The organism is Acinetobacter sp. ANC_7634, from assembly GCF_056779875.1.
Genome location: NZ_JBWYIT010000014.1, coordinates 25,500 through 48,983 on the forward strand (window position 1 = coordinate 25,500; position 23,484 = coordinate 48,983).

General features: G+C 37.8%; 26 protein-coding genes. 14 read left to right on the forward strand and 12 right to left on the reverse strand.

From position 1 onward, the window contains the following. Nucleotides 1-29: 29 nt before the first annotated feature. Nucleotides 30-2,969: an insulinase family protein gene (locus AC1M9A_RS13015; RefSeq protein ID WP_481596585.1), complete on the reverse strand. Its 2,940-nt coding sequence runs from the start codon at nucleotides 2,967-2,969 to the stop codon at nucleotides 30-32. Between the two features lie 258 nt (nucleotides 2,970-3,227). Here AC1M9A_RS13015 and AC1M9A_RS13020 point away from each other — a divergent pair, with 258 nt between their 5' ends. The 8 genes from AC1M9A_RS13020 (at nucleotide 3,228) to AC1M9A_RS13055 (ending at nucleotide 8,949) form a co-directional block, all read left to right on the forward strand. Continuing rightward, complete coding sequence (locus AC1M9A_RS13020; protein WP_092768421.1) at nucleotides 3,228-4,232, forward strand: adenosine kinase; 1,005 nt, start codon at nucleotides 3,228-3,230, stop codon at nucleotides 4,230-4,232. Between the two features lie 16 nt (nucleotides 4,233-4,248). Next, nucleotides 4,249-4,557, forward strand: coding sequence for a Rieske (2Fe-2S) protein (locus tag AC1M9A_RS13025; RefSeq protein WP_171076765.1), 309 nt, complete (start codon nucleotides 4,249-4,251; stop codon nucleotides 4,555-4,557). Between the two features lie 17 nt (nucleotides 4,558-4,574). After that, nucleotides 4,575-5,189, forward strand: a complete 615-nt coding sequence (locus AC1M9A_RS13030) for an OB-fold-containig protein (protein ID WP_035266601.1) — start codon at nucleotides 4,575-4,577, stop codon at nucleotides 5,187-5,189. Nucleotides 5,190-5,604: 415 nt separating this feature from the next. Continuing rightward, entirely contained in the window at nucleotides 5,605-5,796 is a 192-nt protein-coding gene (gene cydP, locus AC1M9A_RS13035) for a cytochrome oxidase putative small subunit CydP (RefSeq protein ID WP_481587955.1), read from the forward strand. Continuing rightward, the gene (locus tag AC1M9A_RS13040; RefSeq protein ID WP_035266593.1) at nucleotides 5,796-7,376 is read left to right on the forward strand and encodes a cytochrome ubiquinol oxidase subunit I; all 1,581 of its coding nucleotides are present in this window, start codon (nucleotides 5,796-5,798) and stop codon (nucleotides 7,374-7,376) included. Before cydP ends, AC1M9A_RS13040 begins: the two co-directional genes overlap by 1 nt. Before the next feature lies 1 nt (nucleotide 7,377). After that, on the forward strand, nucleotides 7,378-8,523 hold the full coding sequence (gene cydB / locus AC1M9A_RS13045) for a cytochrome d ubiquinol oxidase subunit II (protein ID WP_481610369.1): 1,146 nt from the start codon (nucleotides 7,378-7,380) through the stop codon (nucleotides 8,521-8,523). A 26-nt stretch (nucleotides 8,524-8,549) separates the two neighbouring features. After that, the gene (gene cydX / locus AC1M9A_RS13050; RefSeq protein WP_035266590.1) at nucleotides 8,550-8,651 is read left to right on the forward strand and encodes a cytochrome bd-I oxidase subunit CydX; all 102 of its coding nucleotides are present in this window, start codon (nucleotides 8,550-8,552) and stop codon (nucleotides 8,649-8,651) included. 1 nt (nucleotide 8,652) lies between these two features. Next, nucleotides 8,653-8,949, forward strand: coding sequence for a cyd operon YbgE family protein (locus AC1M9A_RS13055; protein ID WP_092768427.1), 297 nt, complete (start codon nucleotides 8,653-8,655; stop codon nucleotides 8,947-8,949). Between the two features lie 59 nt (nucleotides 8,950-9,008). Here AC1M9A_RS13055 and AC1M9A_RS13060 read toward each other — a convergent pair whose 3' ends face one another. From AC1M9A_RS13060 to ftsY, 3 genes are all read right to left on the reverse strand, one after another. Next, a complete protein-coding gene (locus AC1M9A_RS13060) occupies nucleotides 9,009-9,650 on the reverse strand; it encodes a DUF2057 family protein (RefSeq protein ID WP_481589509.1) in 642 nt (213 codons plus the stop codon). Nucleotides 9,651-9,763: 113 nt separating this feature from the next. Continuing rightward, nucleotides 9,764-10,357 carry a nitroreductase family protein gene (locus AC1M9A_RS13065; RefSeq protein WP_035266583.1) on the reverse strand — a complete coding sequence of 198 codons (594 nt, stop codon included), beginning with the start codon at nucleotides 10,355-10,357 and terminating at the stop codon, nucleotides 9,764-9,766. A 237-nt stretch (nucleotides 10,358-10,594) separates the two neighbouring features. Further along, entirely contained in the window at nucleotides 10,595-11,674 is a 1,080-nt protein-coding gene (ftsY, locus tag AC1M9A_RS13070; RefSeq protein WP_035266635.1) for a signal recognition particle-docking protein FtsY, read from the reverse strand. 252 nt (nucleotides 11,675-11,926) lie between these two features. Here ftsY and AC1M9A_RS13075 point away from each other — a divergent pair, with 252 nt between their 5' ends. Continuing rightward, nucleotides 11,927-13,234: a M16 family metallopeptidase gene (locus tag AC1M9A_RS13075; RefSeq protein WP_481610378.1), complete on the forward strand. Its 1,308-nt coding sequence runs from the start codon at nucleotides 11,927-11,929 to the stop codon at nucleotides 13,232-13,234. A gap of 7 nt (nucleotides 13,235-13,241) precedes the next feature. After that, nucleotides 13,242-14,753, forward strand: coding sequence for a M16 family metallopeptidase (locus AC1M9A_RS13080; RefSeq protein WP_481610370.1), 1,512 nt, complete (start codon nucleotides 13,242-13,244; stop codon nucleotides 14,751-14,753). Here AC1M9A_RS13080 and AC1M9A_RS13085 read toward each other — a convergent pair. Both AC1M9A_RS13085 and AC1M9A_RS13090 read right to left on the reverse strand, forming a co-directional pair. Continuing rightward, nucleotides 14,750-15,070, reverse strand: coding sequence for a hypothetical protein (locus AC1M9A_RS13085; RefSeq protein WP_481610371.1), 321 nt, complete (start codon nucleotides 15,068-15,070; stop codon nucleotides 14,750-14,752). The two genes, AC1M9A_RS13080 and AC1M9A_RS13085, sit on opposite strands and share 4 nt — an antisense overlap. Before the next feature lie 106 nt (nucleotides 15,071-15,176). Then, on the reverse strand, nucleotides 15,177-15,536 hold the full coding sequence (locus tag AC1M9A_RS13090) for a hypothetical protein (RefSeq protein WP_481587962.1): 360 nt from the start codon (nucleotides 15,534-15,536) through the stop codon (nucleotides 15,177-15,179). A 225-nt stretch (nucleotides 15,537-15,761) separates the two neighbouring features. On the opposite strand from AC1M9A_RS13090, the gene AC1M9A_RS13095 reads away from it, so the two are divergent. The 4 genes from AC1M9A_RS13095 (at nucleotide 15,762) to AC1M9A_RS13110 (ending at nucleotide 18,104) form a co-directional block, all read left to right on the forward strand. Continuing rightward, complete coding sequence (locus AC1M9A_RS13095) at nucleotides 15,762-15,995, forward strand: SEL1-like repeat protein (RefSeq protein ID WP_035266572.1); 234 nt, start codon at nucleotides 15,762-15,764, stop codon at nucleotides 15,993-15,995. 140 nt (nucleotides 15,996-16,135) lie between these two features. Further along, nucleotides 16,136-16,519 (forward strand): DUF2750 domain-containing protein, encoded by a 384-nt coding sequence (locus AC1M9A_RS13100; RefSeq protein WP_481597989.1) that lies wholly within the window; start codon nucleotides 16,136-16,138, stop codon nucleotides 16,517-16,519. 87 nt (nucleotides 16,520-16,606) lie between these two features. Beyond that, nucleotides 16,607-17,038, forward strand: a complete 432-nt coding sequence (locus tag AC1M9A_RS13105) for a CBS domain-containing protein (protein ID WP_035266567.1) — start codon at nucleotides 16,607-16,609, stop codon at nucleotides 17,036-17,038. 175 nt (nucleotides 17,039-17,213) lie between these two features. Continuing rightward, entirely contained in the window at nucleotides 17,214-18,104 is an 891-nt protein-coding gene (locus tag AC1M9A_RS13110; protein ID WP_481610372.1) for a hypothetical protein, read from the forward strand. A gap of 34 nt (nucleotides 18,105-18,138) precedes the next feature. On the opposite strand, the gene trpB is transcribed toward AC1M9A_RS13110, so the two are convergent. From trpB to AC1M9A_RS13140, 6 genes are all read right to left on the reverse strand, one after another. Next, a complete protein-coding gene (gene trpB, locus AC1M9A_RS13115; RefSeq protein ID WP_481593958.1) occupies nucleotides 18,139-19,347 on the reverse strand; it encodes a tryptophan synthase subunit beta in 1,209 nt (402 codons plus the stop codon). Between the two features lie 35 nt (nucleotides 19,348-19,382). After that, entirely contained in the window at nucleotides 19,383-20,570 is a 1,188-nt protein-coding gene (locus AC1M9A_RS13120) for a vWA domain-containing protein (protein WP_481593959.1), read from the reverse strand. An 8-nt stretch (nucleotides 20,571-20,578) separates the two neighbouring features. Beyond that, on the reverse strand, nucleotides 20,579-21,430 hold the full coding sequence (locus AC1M9A_RS13125; RefSeq protein WP_092768445.1) for an AAA family ATPase: 852 nt from the start codon (nucleotides 21,428-21,430) through the stop codon (nucleotides 20,579-20,581). A 29-nt stretch (nucleotides 21,431-21,459) separates the two neighbouring features. Beyond that, nucleotides 21,460-21,831, reverse strand: coding sequence for a hypothetical protein (locus tag AC1M9A_RS13130; protein WP_481610379.1), 372 nt, complete (start codon nucleotides 21,829-21,831; stop codon nucleotides 21,460-21,462). A 34-nt stretch (nucleotides 21,832-21,865) separates the two neighbouring features. After that, nucleotides 21,866-22,171, reverse strand: a complete 306-nt coding sequence (locus AC1M9A_RS13135; protein ID WP_481610373.1) for a YcgL domain-containing protein — start codon at nucleotides 22,169-22,171, stop codon at nucleotides 21,866-21,868. Nucleotides 22,172-22,300: 129 nt separating this feature from the next. Then, a complete protein-coding gene (locus AC1M9A_RS13140) occupies nucleotides 22,301-23,443 on the reverse strand; it encodes a ribonuclease D (RefSeq protein ID WP_035266550.1) in 1,143 nt (380 codons plus the stop codon). Between the last annotated feature and the right edge of the window lie 41 nt (nucleotides 23,444-23,484).

A 23,484-nucleotide genomic window follows, 5' to 3' on the forward strand; every position in this document is an offset into this window, starting at 1 on the left:
TTCGCATTGGCTAAGCCCCATTTTTAATTTTAATTCACTTGTTTTATTGAAAACCCAAGTTCTGCAAGTTGCTCTTTTTTAGCCATTGGTGCTACAACAGCCTTCGTTGGTTTTTGATTCACTAAATACGTTTCTGCTACACGCTTTAGATCATCTAACGTTACATTGAGCAAACGCTCTCGTAAAGTTTTTCTGAATTGAGGCGTGCGTCCATGCAATAATGCATAACATGCAGTAATTGCTTCACCTGCTGGAGAACCTGGCTTATCCATGCTCGATACAAGACCCAGAATCGCCTCTTCAAGTTGGTGTGGTTTTTGTTCAGTATTCAATAACCAATCAATACTTGCTTCAAAATCTTGGAAAGTTTCTGCTAAACGTGGATCACGATAACTATAGAATCTAAATGCACAAGCATTGCCATCATAGCTTGCACCACCACCATAAGCGCCTCCTTTTTCACGGATTGCACTGTGTAGGAAACCATTTCGTAGATAAGCCGCAAGCACCATTAACGGTGCTGCATCCGGATGAGAAACTTCAACTGCTGGATAAGCAGAAGCACAGAATTGGACATTGGATTGAATCAGCCATGCTTCGTCATTTTGCGTTTGTTCAAAATTAACTTCAGCAAGATGCACTGGCTCACGCTTCACTTCAAGTTTATCCCAAACATTTTGAATTTCTTCAATTAAACGTTCAGACTGTTGCTCTTCACAGACCAGTAGGAACTGTTTAGGCGCGAGTAACAACAAACGGTGAATATTTTGCAACTCTTGAATGAGGTTCGCATATGCTTGTTCATCTGTTTCAATGCTTTGCACAAGCTCGCTCAGCCAATTAAGCGCACCTAAGCCGGTATTATTATAATCACGTAATGCCAATGCACTCATATTACGAGAAGCAATCTGCATGGCATAGCTATGTCCAGAACCAGACAAACGGGATGCCCAACGCGTCTTACGCTGTTGTAAAAGTTCAATAATACGGTCCTTTTCATCAAAACGCAGTTTCTCAAATGCCAGTTTTAACAATTGAATCGTATCTAGTTTGTGGGCAAGCGATTTGGTTGTCAGCGTTAAAAATGCGCTAATTTTACCTTTATCATCAACTTTACTACGTAGAGATGCCCCCATACCAAGGCCACCACTTACCGCTGTTTGTAATTGCTGTAATTCTAAATAATTATATTGACCTGCACCAACCTCCCCCATGAGCACGGAGAGTAAGTTAAAGTAAGGTGATTTCACGACTTGATCAGGAATTTGAATAATCACTTGTTGATAATAAATTCCGTTAGTACCAGCATGGTATAAGTTCAAGGGTGTATCTAAGTTATTAGAAATGATTTCTCTCAATTGACCTTGAACGACTGGAAGTTCGGCAGGAATATCTTCTAAACCAACTTTCGGCAATAAATCTAAGTTATCAGGAGTTGCCTGTCTTTCATTTAATGCTTCAGTCTGGCGTACAATTTCCGCTTTTTCATCATCTGTTAAGCGTGCGCCTATATCAGCTAAACGCTGTTTTTCTGCTTCAGCCTCTAATTTCGACTTATTCGCATCTGGTACAAGCGTCATCTGTACACGATGCGGATTATCAATCAAATGGGTCTTAATCAGATTAGGCAACCACATCGGGTCTTTCAACTGCTCTTTCACTTGCTCAATGGTCGAATCTACGTCCCAAACATGTATTGGATCATTATGATGAATTGCACTGCTTAAACCATTGAGGATGAGGCTTAGACCATAAGGCGTGCCATCTCCACCAATTTCTCGTTGGTGTAATTCAATTTGATGCAAAATCGCATCAACCAATGACTGATCTACAGGCTTCGAGGCAACCTCGTTCAGCACATTCAACACACCGTTTTTGAATGTTTCTGCATGTTCAGGATTTGAACCTTGAATACCACAGTAGAAAGTCATTTCATAGTTAGAATCATCAAGACCTAAAATTGGTCCTGTAGATTGAGCATAACCACACGTTTCTAAATAGTGACGTAATGGTGAAGCAGAATCTTCCAATAAGATCCCTTCAGCCAAACGTAAGCCTAAACGAAGTTGAATATCACTAGATTCAGGAAGTAACCATGCCAGTACATGGTAGGTTTTATCTTTCAAATCTTCAGCATCTACCGCGTAAGTCTCTGTCACCTCAATAGGTGCTTCTAGACGCTGTTCTGGTGTCGAATATAAGGTTTGACCTTTCTTAAACTTAGATAACGCTAAAGTTTCAAACTGCTCTTGTAACTCATAGGCAGATTGATTACCAAAAGTCATGAAAATAGCGTTACTTGGATGATAATGTGACTTATAGAAACTGACTAACTCTTCGTAAGTTAAATCAGGAATATCCTTAGGATCACCACCTGAATTATAGTGGTAAGTCGTTTTAGGGAATAAATGATGAGCAAGTTGGTGATATAACTGATCTGAAGGTGAACTCATTGCACCTTTCATTTCATTAAAAACCACACCCTTGTAAACAGGCTCACCATTTTCCAACTCAATTCGGATACCTTCTTGAGCGAAATCCAAAGGGTTTAAATTGGCTGCAAATGCTGCATCCAAATAGACGGAAAGTAAGTTTTGGAAATCTTTTTTATTCTGTGTCGCAAATGGATAAGCTGTCCAATCGGCAGCTGTAAATGCGTTCATAAACGTATTTAGAGAACGACGGATCATTAAAAAGAATGGATCACGTACAGGAAATTTTTCAGAACCACATAATGCAGTATGCTCAAGAATGTGTGCTTCGCCTTTTGAATCCATCGGTTGTGTACGGAAAGCAACTAAAAAAACATTTTCATCATGTTCAGTTGCTAGATGAAAATGCACAGCGTCAGTTTCTTTATGACGGTATTCTGAAACTAATATATCGAGTGCGGCTACATGATGTTGACGTACCAACTGAAACGCGGGATGAACGGTGTTTTGAATGGTTTCAGTAACATCTACGGTCATGTGTGCTCCTTAATTTACATAAATTTTAACAAAGATCATTATACTGATAGTTCAATACAATTCATCATTTATACAACAAACTCCAACTATTTTCCGAGTAAAATAGTCAGATTAAAACTAAATCAATAAAACTATATCTGAATTAAATGATTCATTTCGATTAAATGTGGGTTAAAGCTTGAAAATCAAGCTATACGCTACTGAATTCAATCGCATTGGTGTAAAATCGTTTTCTTTTTTCGTGATGTGAATTTAGACATGGCTAAAGTTGACCTTTTTGCGATTGGCAATGCCCTCATTGACCAAGAATTCAAAGTATCTGATGAATTTCTTTTAGAGCAAAATTTGCAAAAAGGTACTATGCAGCTTACAGATGGGGAAACTCAAGCCCGTCTATTTCAAAACTTAAAAAATTCTCAAGAATATAAAGGTCAAGCCTCTGGGGGATCTGCAGCTAACTCAACAGTGGCTTTTAGTGCCTTAGGTGGTCAAGCGTTTTATGGATGCCGTGTCGGCAATGATGATCTTGGAGCGTTGTACTTAAAAGGTCTAAATGATGCAGGAATACAAACCTCTGAACGTTCGATCAGTGAAGGCGTAACTGGGACTTGCATGGTTTTGGTCAGTCCTGATTCAGAACGTACCATGCATACTTTCTTAGGTATTACAGCTGAACTCAGTAATGAACAAATTGATTTTGAAGCGCTAAAAACCGCTAAATGGTTATATATAGAGGGTTACCTTTCTACGAGTGATACAGCACGAGCTGCCGTAAAGCAAGCGCGTGCAATTGCGAAAGCAAATAATGTGAAAATTGCGTTAACGCTCTCTGATCCTGCTATGGTGCAGTATGCGCGTACAGGCTTGGACGAATTATTAGATGATGGTGTAGATGTTCTATTCTGTAATGAACAAGAAGCATTGATGTATACACAAACTGATGGCTTACAAAATGCTCTTGCTGCACTTAAAAAATTAAGCTCTACCGTCATTATTACGCTTGGCGCAGACGGCGCTCTTGTAGCAACGGAATCAACTGAACTTCAAGTGAAAGGACGTAAAGTTGTTGCTTTAGACACGAACGGTGCTGGTGATGCTTTCTCTGGTGCATTTTTATATGCATTAAATGCTGGTAAAGATTTACAAACAGCGACTGAATTGGCTATTTTAATCTCAAGCCAAGTGGTTGCTCAATTTGGTCCACGTTTAGACGTAGCTGATTACGCTAAACTTCTTAAAGAATTTCAAATAGAAGTCGCATAAAATGAATAAAATTTGCATGACTGAAGACATTCCTGAAAGAGAATCTCGATCTTTTGAAACTGAAAATGGTGACAACATTTTCATTACGCAACGAGATGGTTGCTTCTATGCGTATCAAAATGTATGCCCACATTTACAAGTTGAGCTCGAGTTTCTTGAAAATCAATTCTTAGATCGTGATCAAGAGTTCATTGAATGCTCTACTCATGGTGCTTTATTTGATGTAGAAACTGGTGTGTGCATTTCAGGCCCATGCCAAGGTGAATCTTTAGAAAAAGTCGAGATTAAAGTTCATTCTGATGGTGGAATTTACTTAGAATCTTAAGTCATGAGGTGAAGGACATGCTGGCATTTTTAATGGAAATTGATTTAATGCCATTTCATATGTGCGTGTTTGCATTGCTAATGCTCAGCATGGCTGAAACCTTAGGCTATTTTGTTGGCTTAAGACCTAGTCAATTTATAAAAAAATTAACACCTTATTGGCTTATTCGCCTTCCTTTGCTTCAAGTTAAATTTTCCAAAGTTCTCATTCTTGTTTTTTTTCTGATCAATTTTAGTTTTGCTGGATATTTTCTTCAGCTCATTGTATTTGCAAGCCAGAAAACCTTTCTAGCTTGGTACTATGTTTTATTACCCGCTTTAATTATCGCAATCTTCTTTACGGTATTTATGATTCATTGTTTGGATCAAGTAATCAAACCCAAATACAAATCAGAGCACTCAAATTTGCTTGGTCGACTAGCAACTGTTTCTAGTGGTAATGCACGACCTGGTTTCTCTGCTCAAGCACGCGTTCGCGATGAATTCGGTCAATTACATTATGTACAAGTTGAACCAGAGTTTGGGGAACTTGAATTTCAATCTCAAATCCTCCTGATCCGTGCAAAAAGATCTCATTTTATTGCTAAAAAAATTGCAAAAACAAATCAACTTTTCAATGTTGATCAGCATTAATTAGCTATTAACACCCCACTTCAATTATATGCATTTGATTTGAAAATAGTTCATTCAAGGTATTTTGTGACGCCTATTAAATTTAAATCCAACCAACTCAACGATTATATAAAAATTAATAAAATTCTTATAACCAACCATTTCAATCAGATTTAAAACCAACTAATTTAATAAACTTTAAAACAATAATCCTATTATTTTAGTTGGAATTAAAACATTAATACCAAGTATTTTAGTCTATTTTATTTTTTAATATAACCATTTTAGTAGGATTTAATTTTATTAAAAATGAAAATTATAAATAACTGTTTTTATTATATTTTTTATATTAAAAATATTTATGACTATAAAGTGTTTATTTTAAATAAAAAAAAGATAATAATAATTAAAATAGATTCAAATAATGCATTTAAATATGATGATTAAACCTTCAAGTTTAAATAAAAATTTAATCAAAGAGATTACTCTGATTCTTATTATCAAAGTAATCATTCTTATCGTGATTAAAAATATCTGGTTTGATGCACCTACCATTCCTAAAAACTTTGACCATCAAGTCGCTGAACGAATTACGGGCAGCGAACTTAAAATGAAGGAGACACGTTGATGATTTCTGAAAGCGTGGTCGATCTATCGCGGTTTCAATTTGCAATGACCGCAATGTATCACTTTATATTTGTACCCCTCACTCTAGGTTTGGCATTTATCCTTGCCATCATGGAAACCACCTATGTCATTACAGGCAAAGAGATTTACCGAGACATGACCAAGTTTTGGGGTAAGTTATTCGGGATCAACTTTGCTTTAGGGGTAACCACTGGACTAACGATGGAATTCCAGTTTGGTACAAACTGGGCTTACTACTCACATTATGTAGGTGACATTTTTGGTGCACCATTAGCAATCGAAGGATTAATGGCCTTCTTTTTAGAATCTACTTTTATTGGTTTATTCTTTTTCGGCTGGGAACGTCTTTCTAAAGTCCAACATTTATGTGTGACATGGTTAGTGGCTTTAGGCTCTAATATGTCAGCACTTTGGATCTTGGTTGCAAATGGTTGGATGCAAAACCCTGTCGGTGCCGCATTTAACTATGAAACCATGCGTATGGAACTGGTAGATTTTGCCGCACTAATCTTTAACCCAGTGGCACAAGTTAAATTTGTCCATACTGTTTCTGCGGGTTACGTGACTGGTGCAATTTTTGTATTGGCAATTTCAAGTTATTACCTACTTAAAAAACGTGATTTGGCCTTTGCCCGTCGTTCATTTGCCATTGCTGCTATTTTCGGTCTTGCTTCGACATTATCCGTAATTTTACTGGGTGATGAATCAGGATATGAATTAGGTGATGTTCAGAAAACCAAACTCGCTGCAATTGAAGCAGAATGGGATACACATCCAGCACCAGCTGCATTCACATTATTTGGTATCCCCAATCCCGAGACGCAAACAACAGACTATGCTGTGAAAATTCCATATGTCATGGGTTTAATTGCGACTCGCTCTACAACTGAACAAGTCACAGGGATCAAAGATTTAATCGCACAACATGAGCAACGTATCCGTAATGGTATGGTCGCTTATGCACAGCTTGAACAACTTCGTGCTGGAGATCAATCACCAGAACTCAAAGCTGCATTTGACGAGACTCAAAAAGATTTGGGTTATGGTCTATTGTTGAAGAAATACACACCAACTGTGGTTGATGCTACTGAACAACAAATTAAATCTGCAGCTTTAGATACTATCCCTCATGTTCCAAGTTTATTTTGGGCATTTAGAGCGATGGTGGCGTCAGGTTTCTTAATGCTCTTGTTGTTCATTCTTGCAACGTATGCCGTCATGAAACGTAATGCTGAAAATAAAACTTGGTTGCTCAAGTTTGCACTGATCGCCCTTCCACTTCCATGGATTGCAGCTCAAACAGGTTGGTACGTTGCTGAAGTTGGTCGTCAACCATGGACTATTGGTGAAGTTTTACCAACACACCTATCTGCATCAAGTATTAGTTCAGCGGATGTATGGGGTTCAATTTTAGCACTCGCTGCTTTCTATACAGTGCTGCTCATCATAGAAATGTATTTAATGATCAAGTTCTCAAGACTAGGACCAAGCTCTTTACATACTGGAAAGTATCATTTCGAAAAACTAGCAGCAGCCAATAAGTCAACTGAGGAGATTTAACATGATTGAATATGAACTTCTCAAAATCATTTGGTGGGTATTGGTCGGCGTCCTCCTTATTGGGTTTGCTTTGACTGATGGATTTGATATGGGCTCTATGGCACTGATGCCGTTCGTCGGTAAAGACGATGAAGAGCGTCGTGCTGCTATCAACACCATTGCACCACATTGGGATGGAAACCAAGTTTGGTTTATTACGGCGGGTGGTGCACTTTTCGCAGCTTGGCCAATGGTATATGCAACAGCTTTCTCGGGTATGTACTGGGCGCTGTTATTCGTATTATTTGCTTTATTCCTTAGACCTGTTGGTTTTGACTATCGCTCTAAGCTCGAAAATACTAAATGGCGTAATGCTTGGGATTGGGGCTTATGTATTGGCGGCGCAGTACCAGCACTCGTTTTTGGTGTTGCATTTGGCAATATGTTCCTTGGCATCCCCTTTACACTTGATGAAACTGTTCGTTCAACTTACACAGGAAGCTTCTTTGCACTTTTAAATCCATTTGCCTTGGTCTGTGGATTGGTCAGTTTGACCATGCTTGCTGCGCATGGTGGTGCATGGTTAATGCTACGCACTGAAGGTGCATTAAGAACACGCTCTGCTCAAGCTACACGATATATGGGTATTCTTTTTCTCATCTGTTTTCTCGGTGCTGGTGCATGGTTGTATTTCGGCAATATCGAAGGCTACACGCTTGTAACACCTTATGATACGAATGGTGTAGCTAATCCACTTGCTAAAGAAGTACTCACTAATGCCAATCATGGCTGGATGAACAATTATTCTATTTATCCAATCACAATATTGGCACCGGTAATGGCGATTATCGGAGGAATAATTGTGGTTTTAGCATCGTCTAAAAATAAAGCGGGACTGAGTTTTCTGGGTACATCGTTCGCTGTGATTGGCACAATTCTCACTGCTGGTTTTGCCCTATTCCCATTCCTGATGCCATCTAGTATTCATCCAAACATTAGCTTGACGATGTGGGATGCAGTATCTAGCCAAATGACGCTTTCAGTAATGACTGTTGCTGCATGTATTTTTGTTCCACTGATCTTGGCATACACCACTTGGTGTTACTACAAAATGTGGGGTGTGATCACCAAGAAACATATTCAAGACCACACGCATAGTCTGTATTAAAACCGAATCACTGTTAGGAGATAATTATGTGGTACTTCGCATGGATACTAGGTGTGTTAATGGCATGTTTCGCGAGTGTACTTGCAGCCATTTACATGGAACAACATCAAGACTTAGATGGTGAATGAAATGAGTGAGCTTGCAATGTCAAATTCTGAAAAACGTAAATACTCATTCGCAATGATCATTTCATTTCTGATGGCATTGCCTCTCGCTACCATATTACTCATCCACCCAAGTCTGATGTTGGATGCAAGTGGTAATTACAGTCATCGTGCCATGATGCTGATTATGATTGGAATATCTGGTGGATTTATCCATGGCGTAGGGTTTATACCACGTTATTGGATATGGAAGTATTTATTTAGTCCATTTGTAGCATGGCCATTGATGATTTATGGTTACTATACTTGGCTGTTCACTTAATTTATAAAAAAGCCCTCTATGAGGGCTTTTTTATATCTGTTTATGAAATATTAAATGTTTTATTGCGTTGCAAGCCAAGTCATAAATTTTTGACGTTCCTGCTTTGAAGAATTTTTCCATACTTCAATCAACGTCTGACCAACATGAGTATTTGAATTTGTATTTTTAATGTCAGCTTGTTCCACTGTTTGAGTATTTATTGATGATGAACTTGACTTGGTCATTGGGCTAGCTTGTGGCTCATTATGCAATATCTGATTGATCGTACCGCCTAGCAAACTTTGCGAGGTCATTTGAACAATCAGATTATTTGAAATGAGTTGATTATTTTGATTATAAATTGCCAATTGAGGATTTTTGGCGAATGTTTTTGCTTGGTCCAAATCTCGTGGTGGATGAATTAAATCCAATTTGTATGACTTATTATCCTCTAGGGCTGGCAATTTCAAAGTAAGAATATCCGACTTTACGATCTCATGATTATTTAAAGGTAGTTCAAAGTATTGATTATATCGAACATTCACCAAAGGTTGATTCACATCAATTTGGTATTGTTTTTTTGATTTAAATAGTCCTGATTTAACCTCTTGATTATTCAATGAAATTACGACCAGTTCCTCTGGAACCACCAAGGTCGCCGCTGCAAAAATTTGACTGCTCAAACCCGTAAATATCAATGCAGACGCAATTTTTAATTTCATAAATAACTCAATATTAGATTGTTAGATATGACTACTATGCTACCAAGCGATGACAATTTAATGACAGAACTCGTCATAAAAAAAGGCACCGAAGTGCCTTTATATGATTTGGATTAATTAAAAGTTTTAAAACGAATCTCGTCATCAATAAACGTTTTATCTCCAGCAGGCGCTTCGATTGAACCGAGCACAAGCTGAGCACGAAGTTTCCAAGAAGCTGGAATTTCAAATGTTGAAGCCACTTCTTCATCCACAATTGGATTGTAATGTTGTAATGATGCTCCAATATTTTTTTCTGACAATGCAGTCCAAACCGCAAATTGAGCAATAGCTGTTGAATGTTCAGACCAGATTGGGAAATTCTCAGCATAAAGTGGGAATTGCTCTTGTAAACCTTTCACCGTATCTTGATCTTCATAAAACAATACAGTTGCATGACCCGCTTTAAAGCTATTGATCTTATTTTGAGTTCCCTCAAATGCTTCTGCAGGAACAATTTTACGTAAAGTTTCTAAAACGATATTCCAAAATTTGTCATGTGACTCACCAAAAAGTGTTACAACACGTGATGTCTGTGAGTTAAATGACGATGGACTTTGACGTACCGCTTCTTTAATGGTTTCTTCAATCTGAGTATTGTCTAAAGAAACATTCTTACCAATTGCATAGATGGTACGGCGATTTTTAATTTGATTTAGAAAAGACATAACTTATTCCTTATTTTTAACATTCATTGTGTGCTAACGATGATGCTATCTTATTCATATTACGAAACCTTTTCAGCCTTATCTTTATAACAAAGTGTTCTATTTTTGGAACAAATTGCGTATTTAATGTATTGAGTCAAAAAATTCGGCTTTCTCAAATTTGAATAACTTTATGAATTTTAAGTATTTATAAAAAAAGCTCCGTATAAGGAGCTTTTTAAATTAACCCAAGAATAATTATTTTTCGTTATCGAATAATGCAGCGACAAATGATTTTGCTGAGAACGGTCTCAAATCATCAATCTTTTCACCTACACCAATAAATCGGATTGGCACATGTGTACGGCTCGCAATATTAAATAGCACACCACCCTTTGCCGTACCATCCAATTTAGTAATAGTAAGACCCGTTAAACCTACAGCTTCATCAAACATTTCAACTTGGTTAATCGCGTTCTGTCCTGTGCCAGCATCCACAACAAGCATCACCTCGTGCGGTGCAGTCGCATCAATTTTCTGCATAACGCGTTTTACTTTTTTGAGCTCTTCCATCAAGTGACCTTTGTTATGCAAACGCCCTGCGGTATCTGCAATCAATACATCGATCCCTTTCGCTCGTGCACTTTCAAAAGCATCAAAAATTACTGAAGCACTGTCTGCACCATGACCTTGTGCAACGACATGAATATCGTTACGTTCACCCCAAATTTGTAGCTGTTCAGTCGCCGCAGCACGGAAAGTATCACCTGCCGCGAGCATGACTTTTTTACCTTCACCTTGCAATCGTTTTGCGAGTTTACCAATCGTGGTTGTCTTACCTACACCATTTACACCCACAACCAAAATCACATAGGGATTTTTATTCGGATCGATATGTAACGGTTTGACACGTGGTGCTAATAAAGCAACTAATTCTTCTTGAAGAGCTTTATAGAGAGAATGAGAGTAGATCAAATCGCCACGCGCAGTTCTTTCAGTCAAATTGGCAATAATTGTTTTCGTCGCCTCTACCCCAATATCTGCGACCAATAATTGTTCTTCAACTTCTTCGAGCAGCTCATCATCAATCTCTTTACCACCGACTAAAATGTTCATCATTCCGTCAGCTAAATTTTTACGAGATTTTGATAAGCCTTCTTTCATACGACTGAAGAAACCACCTTTCGGTTTTGTTTCTTCAACGGCCGGCACCGTTTCCAGCTTTTCTACTTCATTGTTTTCGATAATAGGCACATTAACGGCCGGGAGGCTCGGTAAGGTGACATCGTCATCACCAATATCCGCATCAATCAAGAATTTATTTTGCTGTTCTTGCATGCCGATTCCTTGAAAAGCATTGCGATTAAAAGAATGGAGTTTAGCATAAATTGCTTTAAATTCACGATCTGCAATTACTTTTAAAACGATCAACCAAATTGCAACAGTTCAATCTTGAATAAATATACGACATCATCAAGAATAATTTTAAAGTCATTATTCGGATTAATTGTGTCTCTCAGCCGGCTCAAATTCTCTCTGCAACTCATTTTCAAACAGACAATCATCATTGCTGCGATTACATCAGCACCGATGATGGCATTTGCAAATCAGCAAACTACTCAACTCTCTCGAAACACCGTCGAAACAACACTGGATAATGGTTTAAGAGTCATTATTAGAGAAGATCACCGCGCACCTGTAGTAATTAGCCAAATTTGGTATGCCGTCGGCAGTAGTGATGAGTCAGGGAATTTACTCGGCATTTCACACGTACTAGAACATATGATGTTCAAAGGCACTAAAAAAGTACCGAATGATGAATTTACACGCCTTAGTCGAATTTATGGTGGTAGTGTCAATGCATTCACATCCACAAATTACACCAATTACTATCAATTCTATCCTAAAAAATATCTTCCACTGGCATTAGAGTTAGAAGCAGATCGAATGCAAAATTTAGTTCTGCGCCAAGAAGATTTCGAACCCGAAATTAAAGTTGTAATGGCTGAACGACGGCAACGAACAGAGGACAATCCTCGAAACCTTGCTTTTGAAAGATTTAAATGGATTGCATACCCGACCAGTCACTATCGCCAACCAGTGATTGGCTTAATGAAAAATCTGAATAACATTCAATTAAATGATTTAAAAAAATGGTACCAAACTTGGTACGCACCGAATAATGCAACATTAGTCGTTATTGGCGATGTAGATCCTGAACAAACCATTAGAGAAGTCAAAAAATATTTTAATAAGATTCCCAAAAAAACCGTTCCTGAGCGAAATGATGTGCTTGAATTTTCAAGAATTGGATATCGCTTCATGCAGCAATATCAGGCTGTACATGTGCCCAACTTGTTTATGGCTTGGAATGTCAATTCCATTAAAACAGCAAAAAACCCTCAAGACGCCTACGCTTTAACCATTATTCAAAATCTATTGGACGGCGGAATTTCAGCACGTCTACAAGAGAGACTGATCCGAGATAAGCGAATTCTGACCTCAATTAATGTGAGTTATGATCCATATAATCGTGGGGATAGCCTATTTTTAATCTCTGCCATACCTGCTGAGGGTATCAGTCTTGAGCAAGCGCAAAAACGCATACAGCAGGAACTAGATTTATTCAAATCAGAATTAGTGAATGAAAAAGAACTCAATCGGGTCAAGGCGAATTTCGTTTCCAATTTAGTGTATAGCCAAGATGATATTATTGGGCAAGCTCGACTCATTGGTTTGCTCAGCATCAATGATCTAGACTATCGCATGATTGATCAACTCCCTGATTACTTCGATAAAGTCACACCGCATGATTTACAACGCATTGCCAATATTTATTTTAATCGTGACAATTTGAGCGTTTTACATCTTTATCCTGAACAGAAAAACAACAACTAGGCGTTTTATGAATTATTTGTCTTCTCTATTTTTAACGAGTGTATTGTGTGGTGCCATCTTGAGTTCACTGTCGCATGCGGAGGGACTTATAGAAGCGGAACCAATTGAACAGATCATCGAAGAAGATCCCAGTGGTCTAAGCTCGATTAAAAACTTGTTAAGCTTAAAAGAGATCACAAACTCTTCCCAAAATTATAAAGCGCCTTTTGTTCAAGAACTTAAAAACTCTTTAAATGTACGAACCTTATTTGTTGAAACGAATGATCTGCCAATGGTCGACATTCAAATTACATTTAATGCTGGATCTGCACGAGATGAAGTCATAGGTAAAGGACTTTACGGTATATCCAATATGGCAGCTCGCCTTATGCTTGAAGGAACAGATCAGCTCAGTGCAAAACAGATTACCACCACATTTGAGGGATTAGGCGCCAAATATTCTTTCAATGCCTATCGCGATATGTTTGTTGTTCGACTAAGAGTGTTAAATGATCCTGAAAAATTTGACCCTGCATTAAACTTACTACTGCATTTAATCAAACATGCCACCTTCAAACAATCAGGCATTAATCTCACGCTCAGTAATACTCAAATTGGGCAAAAACAACTTCAAGAGAATCCATCTAGACTAATGTCAATACAACTGTATCGTATGCTGTATGGGGATCATCCATATGCTCAACCAACAGCTGGGACAGTAGGTAGTTTAAAAAAGATTACGCCTGAATTACTCAAAGAATTTAGAGATCGATTGCTTGTCGCTCAAAATTCCAATATAGCAATCACAGGACAACTCACTCAAGATCAAGCTCAACAGATCTCGGAACTGATCAGTATCAATTTACCGCAAGGGCAAAAGCAGCCCGACCTTCCAACTCCCGTCAGTGAATCAGGTTTTAAAATTTCAGTACTAAAACGCGAAAGCCTACAAGCACATGCATTATTGGGTCATTTATCTTTAGAACGAGCACATCCAGACCGTGCCGCTTTGGAAGTTGCCAACAGAATGTTTGGTGGTGGGAGTTTTAATTCAATCTTATCAAAAGAGTTACGAGTTAAACGAGGACTCACCTATAGCGCATCGAGTACGCTGACTACACCACAGGTACCTGGCGTTTTTAGTTTTGGATATGCGACACAACAAGACCAATTGCTCGAAAGCTTAAAGCTCGCACATCGAGTATTCATTGACTTCAAAAAACAGCCAATTACTGACTCTTTGCTTAAAGAAAATAAAGAAAGTATTCTTCGGTCTTTTCCAATGACCTTAAATAGCAATGCAAATATTAATGCCCAAATCGCATCAATTGGTTTTTATGGACTTAATTCCAATTATCTAAATGAGTATCAGGAGCAGATTCGAAAATTAACTCGCCAAGATATTCAAAATGCAATACAAAAACATTTACACCCCGATCAAATGACTGTTATTGCTGTCTCTGACCGTGTCACTGCCAAGGAGATCAAAGAAATACTGAATCAAAATCTTGGGCTCAATCTGAATAAGATTGAAAACTAATCCAACTTTTCAATCGCTGGATAAATTTTTATATGAGCATTCTCGATATGATAAGCATTCAGCAAACGATAAAATTCAATATTTTTAATCTTAGGTTTTGCAAGTAACAAATTTGCCATTTCATGCGTTCGCTCTAAACGATTTTGAGCCGCGAGCGCTTGAACTTGTTCAAAGTGGGCTGAATTAATTGGACGATTCAGTGCAATACTAGAGACAATAAGAATAAAAAGTACAATGCCTATGATGAAAGCATTTTGAATCTGCTCAATATTTAATTGTGAGAAAAGATCAGACGAAATTTTTCTTAAATGGAGCATGTACAACCTCGGATTAGCTTAAGTGTAATCCGAGATGCTTTAAAAATATAGTGTTAACGTTGATTTAAAGAAGAACCATTATGCAAAAAATGGCGCTTATTCACCTTTAAGAGACAACATTCTGCACAACACCAAAATATAAGATAGCAGCGATCACCGCGAGTACGATAAAAATAGTGAAAACACTTAAACCACCTTCAGCATCATCAGGGTGTTCTTCGTCAATGACGGCGATACGTTTTAATTCGCCGTCATAATAGCGATAAAATTCAGCTTTCGCTGCAGGATCAAGCGTCTGCGTGTAATCATGCACACGTTTACGCTGCTCTAAACAGTAGTGACCTAAATGGATTTCTTGATGAAAAATTGCTTCATCAAGTTGTTTTTTATGATGATGTGCAAGCGCAATAATATCGGATGGCTCTGGTGGATTGCCAAATGTGAAACCATCAATGGTATTAGTCATAAGTCATTCTCCTTTATAGTTATTTACAGTTTTATCATAAACCCAATATAAAATGATTAAAGTTTAATCATGTAAGTATTTTTTAAAAGATTTATCTTGAAAATTTATTTGACAATTAACGCAAATTGTAATATTAGTTTAATATTACTTTGTTATATTCCATTTTGACCTAATTTAGGTCTTTATAACTGTAGTACTAATCATAATTAGAATAAGGAGTTTTATATGATTAAACAATTCTCTCAACAAGACCTCGAACATATGTATTCGAATGCTGTAAATACCATTCAATTTGAAATGAATTTTACAGACGCAGTTTCAGAACTTGAGAATGCAGCACGTGCGGGTCATGGTAAAGCAGCGATGTTTCTAGCTGAACTCTATCTTCAAGGTTTCCGTGTAGAACGTGATTCTTTGAAAGCACAGTATTGGCAAAACATGGCCACAATGCAAGCATAAATAAACGTCACATTCGTGGCGTTTTTTTAGCTCTTTTATTTACATATTTGCTTACCAAACTTTAAATTAATGCAACTAAACTTTAAGAAAAAATCATTAGACTGAACTTATCATCATTGGTAATGAATCATCGAACGATCATGAACACCTTTGTACAGTTGCAACCAAATTCAAAGCATTTTTTACTCAAAGTTAATATCCTTAAAACCATGATGTATTGTGGAGTACTGTGGGGACTGTACAATCCAGAACATCAAGGTTGGGCCATTCGATCAATCAATCAAGAATACATATTCCCCTTCTGGCTCAACTCAGTCCAGGCTTTACATTATGCAAAAATTCACTGGCCGCACTATCAGCCTCGAAAAATAACGTCTGATGATTTTAAAAATTCACTACTCCCAACCCTAACGCGACTAAAAGTCACACCTGCCCTGTGCAATCATCGAGATCGCCACTTTAAGCTCACTATTCCACACATGCAGATGCTATTTTTTCAAAATCATTTGAGCCCATCTATTTAGCAGAAAATTCCACTAAAACAATTGTAAAGATTTAAGATTTCAGTTATTAACTTATACATGGACGAATAACCAACAAGAGGAACCTTTATGACAACAGTAGCTCAAGTCCTACAAAATAAAAACAATTCAGAAATCTCTACCATCACACCTGATGCTACGGTTTTAGAAGCAATCACACTAATGGCAACAAAAGGTATTGGTGCCGTTGTTGTCGTACAGGATGAAAGACTTGTTGGAATTTTATCTGAACGGGATTACACGCGTAAAATTGCACTTATGCAACGTACATCAGACTTAACTACAGTCTCAGAAATCATGACTGGTACGGTTTTATCTGTAAGTAAAAGCAACACCGTAGATGAGTGTTTAGATTTAATGACAGAACGTCATATTCGCCATCTGCCAGTATTAGAAGACGATAGACTCGTCGGAATTGTATCAATTGGTGACTTGGTTAAAGCCGCGATGGAAGACCAAAAAGTATTAATTGAACAACTTCAACAGTATATTTCAGGATAAAAATAAGCTCCCATCTCGGGGGCTTTTTTTGATAACTCCATCATGATCTCAATTTTGGACAATTGATTGAAATTAGTCATCTTTTACAATGATTTTCTTTTATTGAGTCATTGAACTATTTAAACAGCATCAGTAAAGTCATTACATTATGGAATTTTTTGCCTAAGGACTGATGATGTATAAAAAGTTATTGTGTTACACCGCTTTATTTGTAACTGCTTCCACTTATGCATCTGAACTTGAACCAACGATAAAGAATCAAATAGAGCTGCTAAAAAAAGCAAAAACATATCAAAAAAAGACGCTCATCACCCCTGCATGTAATACCTATAAAAAAGCCTACATGATGGGATATTTAGGGGCTGATCAAGATATGAAAAATCCAAGAAAAAACAAAGAATTTGTTGAAGCAGCCCTGCAAACTTCTGCCTGTTATACAAATTTGAGTTATACAGAGCAACCTCAAAAATGGCTCGAAGGCACTGTAACACTATTTAAGTTAAAAAATTATTTTGCAGTCCCAAATTTAGATGGCCGACTTAAAGAAATTCAAGATGAAATGATGTCGATCGCAGAAGTGCTATATTTCAAAAAAAATGCTGACTATCGCAATCCCTCTTCTGAAGTGACCAATGCCTGTGCTGCATCTGAAATTGGCTTCAAGATTGGTTATTTAGGTGATCCTGATAAAGCTAAAGATCCTGCATTCAATGCAACATACGTACAACATGGTTTATTTCATGCCGCTTGCGTTTCTCTACTTCCATCCAAGGCTAAATCTGAGAATCCAGCATTTACGAGTTATTTGTCTTACGCAATTTTAAAAGAACTTGCCACCAAATATGACAGCAAAAAAGCACACGAACTAAGTGCACCAGCTGATGAAATTATGAAAACCATGGTTCAAGCTCAACAAGCTCAACAAGCTCAACAAGCTCAACAAGCTCAACAAGCGACTGAAACACTTGTTCAAGATCTTTCAATCGAAACGCCGCTCATTCCTATTGAAATTTCCTCCTTTGAAAATATTCTTACGCCTTTGAATGAAGAACCACCAGAAATGTAATTAAAAAAACCAGCCAAAGCTGGTTTTTTATGTGTTAATTTAAACCTAATTTTTCTGCCACATAGTCCGAGTCTTTATCACCTCGACCTGATAAATTCACCACCACAATGGTATCTTTGGACAATTGTGGAGCTTCGCGTATCGCCCAAGCAACAGCATGTGAACTTTCTAATGCAGGCACAATCCCTTCAACTCGAGATAGAGTCATGAATGCATTCAGACATTCTTCATCAGTTGCTGTTGAATACTCAACACGACCAATATCTTTTAAGAAACTGTGTTGAGGTCCCACACCAGGATAATCTAATCCAGAAGCAATCGAATGCACAGGTAATGGCTCGCCATTTTCATCTTCCAGCACATAACACGCCATACCATGAAGTTGACTTGGTTTACCTAAAGTTAATGTTGCCGAATGTTGATCAGTATCTAAACCATGTCCTGCTGGTTCAACACCAATCAATTTCACACTACCATCATTAAGGAATGCACTGAATGCTCCCATTGCATTTGAGCCACCGCCAACACAAGCAACAATATAATCAGGATATTTGTTAAATCTGTCTTGTGATTGAACTTTAATTTCATCACCGATAATTGCTTGGAAATCACGCACCATTTTAGGAAATGGATGTGGACCAACGACTGATCCGATGGCATAAATAAAGCTATCAGGGTCTTTCAAATACTCTTCGAAAGCACTATCAACAGCATCTTTTAATGTTGCTGTTCCACGAGTGACTGAAATTAGATTCGCACCCAAAATTTTCATTTTCACGACATTTGGATGTTCTTTTTCAATATCAACTTGACCCATATGAATTTCACATGGGATACCAACCAAGGCACAAGCGGTGGCTAATGCGACACCATGTTGACCTGCCCCAGTTTCAGCAATGACTTTTTTCTTGCCCATGTATTTAGCAAGTAAAGCTTCACCCAAACAATGGTTAATTTTATGTGCACCTGTATGGTTCAAATCTTCACGCTTCAGATAAATTTGAGCACCGCCCAATTGTTCTGAAAGTCGTTTGGCATGAAATAAAGGACTTGGACGACCTACATAATGCGCAAACAGCTCTGAAAGCTCATTTTGAAATTCAGGTGTTTTACGAATTTCTTCATAAGCAACATTGATTTCATCCATTGCTGCTTTTAAATGAGGTGGAATGAATTGACCACCATATTCACCAAAAAAACCTTCTTCATTTGGCAATGCCACACCATTGATTTGATAGCTCATATCAAGATCCTTTAGATGAATATAATTTAAAAAAGTTAGCGCGAGAGGAATTTAGTCATATCTTCAATGCCTTTTAAAGTCATTGGATACATATGATCTTCAAATAATTCTTTGATCATTCCTATCGTTTGAGTGTAATGCCAGTAATTCTCAGTTTCAGGATTCAACCAAGCCGTCTTTTCATAATGCTGGCGCAAACGACGCAGCCAAATTTCACCCGACTCTTCATTCATGTATTCGACAGAACCACCAGCAGATTTTAATTCGTATGGCGCCATACTTGCATCACCAACAACAATCACTCGATAATCTTTACCATAGGTATTAAATAAATCTAAGGTATTCATTTTTGTCGAAGTACGGCGATGATTGTCTTTCCACACGTAATCATAAAGACAGTTATGGAAATAGAAATATTCTAAAGTCTTAAATTCTGTTTTGGCTGCACTAAACAGTTTTTCACATTGTGCAATATAGGCATCCATAGAACCGCCTACATCGAACAACATCAAAACTTTAATTCGATTACGACGCTCTGGCACCATCTGTACATCAAGAATTCCCTGCTTAGCCGTTTCGCGAATCGTTTGATCTATATCAAGCTCTTCTTCAGCACCTTGACGCGCAAATTTTCTCAGACGACGCAACGCCATTTGCATATGACGTGTTCCCAAAATTTGATCATCATCAAGATTTTGGTATTTACGTTGTTCCCACACTTTCACCGCAGATTTTTTACGTCCCGGCCCTCCAATTCTCACCCCCTCTGGGTGATCACCAAAAGCTCCAAACGGTGAAGTGCCACCAGTGCCAATCATACGATTACCACCTTGGTGTTTTTTATGTTGCTCACGCAAACGCTCTTCCAGCATTTTCATGAGCTCTTCTAAAGAACCTGCTCTTTGTAGTGCTTCACGTTGCTCTGGCGTTAAGTGTTTTTCAAGGAGTTCTAAATCAAACCATTCTTTAGGAAGTTGATTAACTTTACTGAGTAAATCATCTACATCAAAGGTTTGAATGCCCTGAAAATAATCCTTCATAGCACGATCATACTTATCGAAGTAACGCTCATCCTTGACCATGACTGTCTTCACAAGCTGATAAAAATCATCTTGATCTGCAAAAACCAAACCTAGACTAATTGCTTGATTTAAATCAATCAGCTCGCGCGTCGTTACGGGGATTCCGTATTTTCGCAAGGTGTAAAACAGTCTTACGAACATAGTATCACCTATCGACGAGTCATAAATGCGAGGCGCTCAAGTAGCTGCACATCTTGCTCATTTTTGATGAGCGCACCATACAGCGGTGGAATTGCTTTTGACTTATCATGGTTTCTTAAAATATCTTCAGGCATATCATCAGCCATCAATAAGCTTAACCAATCAATTAATTCAGAAGTTGAAGGTGGCTTCTTAAGACCAGGTATTTGGCGAAGCTTAAAGAAGACCTGAAGTGCCTCACTGACCAATGTCGTTGAAATTCTTGGAAAATGAACTGCAATAATTTCACGCATGGTCTGTTCATCTGGGAATTCAATATAATGAAAGAAACAACGGCGTAAAAAAGCATCAGGAAGTTCTTTTTCATTATTTGAAGTGATGATCACAATTGGACGCTGTGTTGCAGTAATTGTTTCACCAGTTTCATAAACAAAGAATGACATTTTGTCTAGTTCATGAAGCAAATCATTTGGGAACTCGATATCTGCTTTATCAATCTCATCAATTAATAAAACGCAACGTTCTTCAGAGGTAAATGCTTCCCACAATTTACCTGGTTTAATATAGTTTTTAATATCATAAACACGCTCATCACCCAATTGACTATCGCGTAATCTTGAAACGGCATCGTATTCATAAAGACCTTGTTGAGCCTTCGTCGTTGATTTGATATGCCAAGTAATCAGTTTTAAACCCAGGCTATCAGCAACTTGTTCAGCCAATAATGTTTTACCTGTACCTGGCTCACCCTTCACCAAAAGAGGCTTTTGTAACGCTCGAGCGGCCTTCACAGCAAGCTTGAGACTATCTGTGGCGATATATTGATCTGTACCCGTAAATTGATGTGCATCAACAGACATAATGAAACCTTATTTTTTTATTTGGATAATTAAAGTGGTGGTGTCTTCACTGACGATGTGTGTCTCGGATTCTTTTGTTTAGAAGCGTACTTAGTCCAGAAATAACCTGCCAATAACCCTATAGCAATAACAAAGGCAATCAATGAGAAATTAGACCAGATCAAAGGTGAATCTTTTGTTAATACCCCAAAGATCAAACCAAAAGTTGCAGGTGCTAAGGCGGAATTAGGACCTTCAGAAATCGTTGGTGTTGCCAAAATAGCAAACACAAAAATCCAAGTCACTCCACCTAAAGGTGAAGGTAGGCGTTTCGCTATGCCGTACCAACACCACAGAATAATCAAAGTTCCGAGAATATAGACGGTAATTGCAATGTTATATTCTGGAATTGAATCCAACATTGAAACAAACTGATCCCATCCTCCAACTTGATTATCACGCACCGCGTAGTCCCTCTGGCTCTACCGCATTAGGATTGATCAATCCTTCAGGCGGCAATTGTAAAAAGAATCCTTTCGTCTGAATTGAATCCATCACATGTAAAACATTTACACGCGCTAATTTGCGTTCGGCATGTAATTCCAGTGACATCACAAATGTCGCTCGGCCAAATGCATTTTTCATTGCATCAGATAATACTGATAACGGATCAACAGCTTCTTGGTTTTCCGCTTGTTCAGGACGCGCAACGTAAATATACATTTCGTCTTTCTTACTAGATTTGTAGATTTCACACCACATGATTCAAACAACACCTTTTAAACTCAAAGCAAAGCATACATCAAAAAAAACGGCGAAACATTAGCGTTTGTTAACGCATCAGTCTAGTTTAGGATGACTGGTAATTCTTTAATCAAATTTTGAGAGAAGTCATTCATTGACTTTCATTTGCATACTCAAATATTGTGCATCTTTATGAAGCAACTCAATTAATGGCTTCGTCAGTAAATCATAACGCCAACCGAGTAAATATTGAGGTAAGTCTTGTTCATCGCCATGAAAAACCACATGCTGATATAAAGCCCCGAGCCATTTTTTTCGCATTAACACTTCTTTGGGGATCACCAACTCTTCTGCAAGATTACCAATCATGTTATCAACATCATGTGTAATATCTTTAGATGAATGTTTAATTGGTCGAGCAATTCGTAATGGCCATTCTTCCATTGGGGGCAGCAACGCAATAATATCCAAAATCGTTTTACCGTGCTCACGAACCACATTCGGACGAATATTTTTAACTTGGGATAATTGAAATGTATTTTTTGGATTTTTTTCCACCAAATCAATCATAGTGGCATTTTTCAGAATAAAACTTCGAGGCTGATTTAAAGCCTTCACCATTTCTTCACGCCAAACACTGAGCAATTGTAGCTGCATTAACTGCTTTCGAGAGTGTCTATAATTTCCGACATCTTCGTATAGTTTCTCTTTCGGCGTTTCTGTCGCAATCTCAAGCGTGAGGCTCTTACAATCCTCTAGTACATACTGATAATGCCCTTTTTTCTCTAATTCATTTTTTAGCGCATCGGCTAAATTCATAATATATAAGACATCATTCGCTGCGTATGCTTTTTGCTCTTCAGTTAAAGGACGTGCAAGCCAATCTGAACGTGTTTGATCTTTATCAATTTCTATATTTAAAATTTCTTTGAGAGCATTTTGATAACTGACCTGTAATCCGTGTCCGAGAAAAGACAAAGCCACCTGAGTATCAAATACATTATTAAGATGATTGCCTTTTGAATAATGGTAAATCAGATCAATATCTTCACCACAAGCATGGAAAATATTTTGCTTTGCAGCAAAAACTTTAGGCCAGAAACTCGAAAAATCTAGACGTGTACCGTCTAATAAAAACACCTGATCTGCGACATTGATTTGCAAGACACCCAATTTTGGCCATAGTGTATCAACTTTGATAAATTCAGTATCTAAACCATAAACATCTTGTTGACTCATTAGTGTCAAAACATGCTCGAGTTCTTTTTGCTCTTGGATAAATTGAAACATCATAAAAAACAATGTGCTAGATTGGTATCGAGATGTATTTT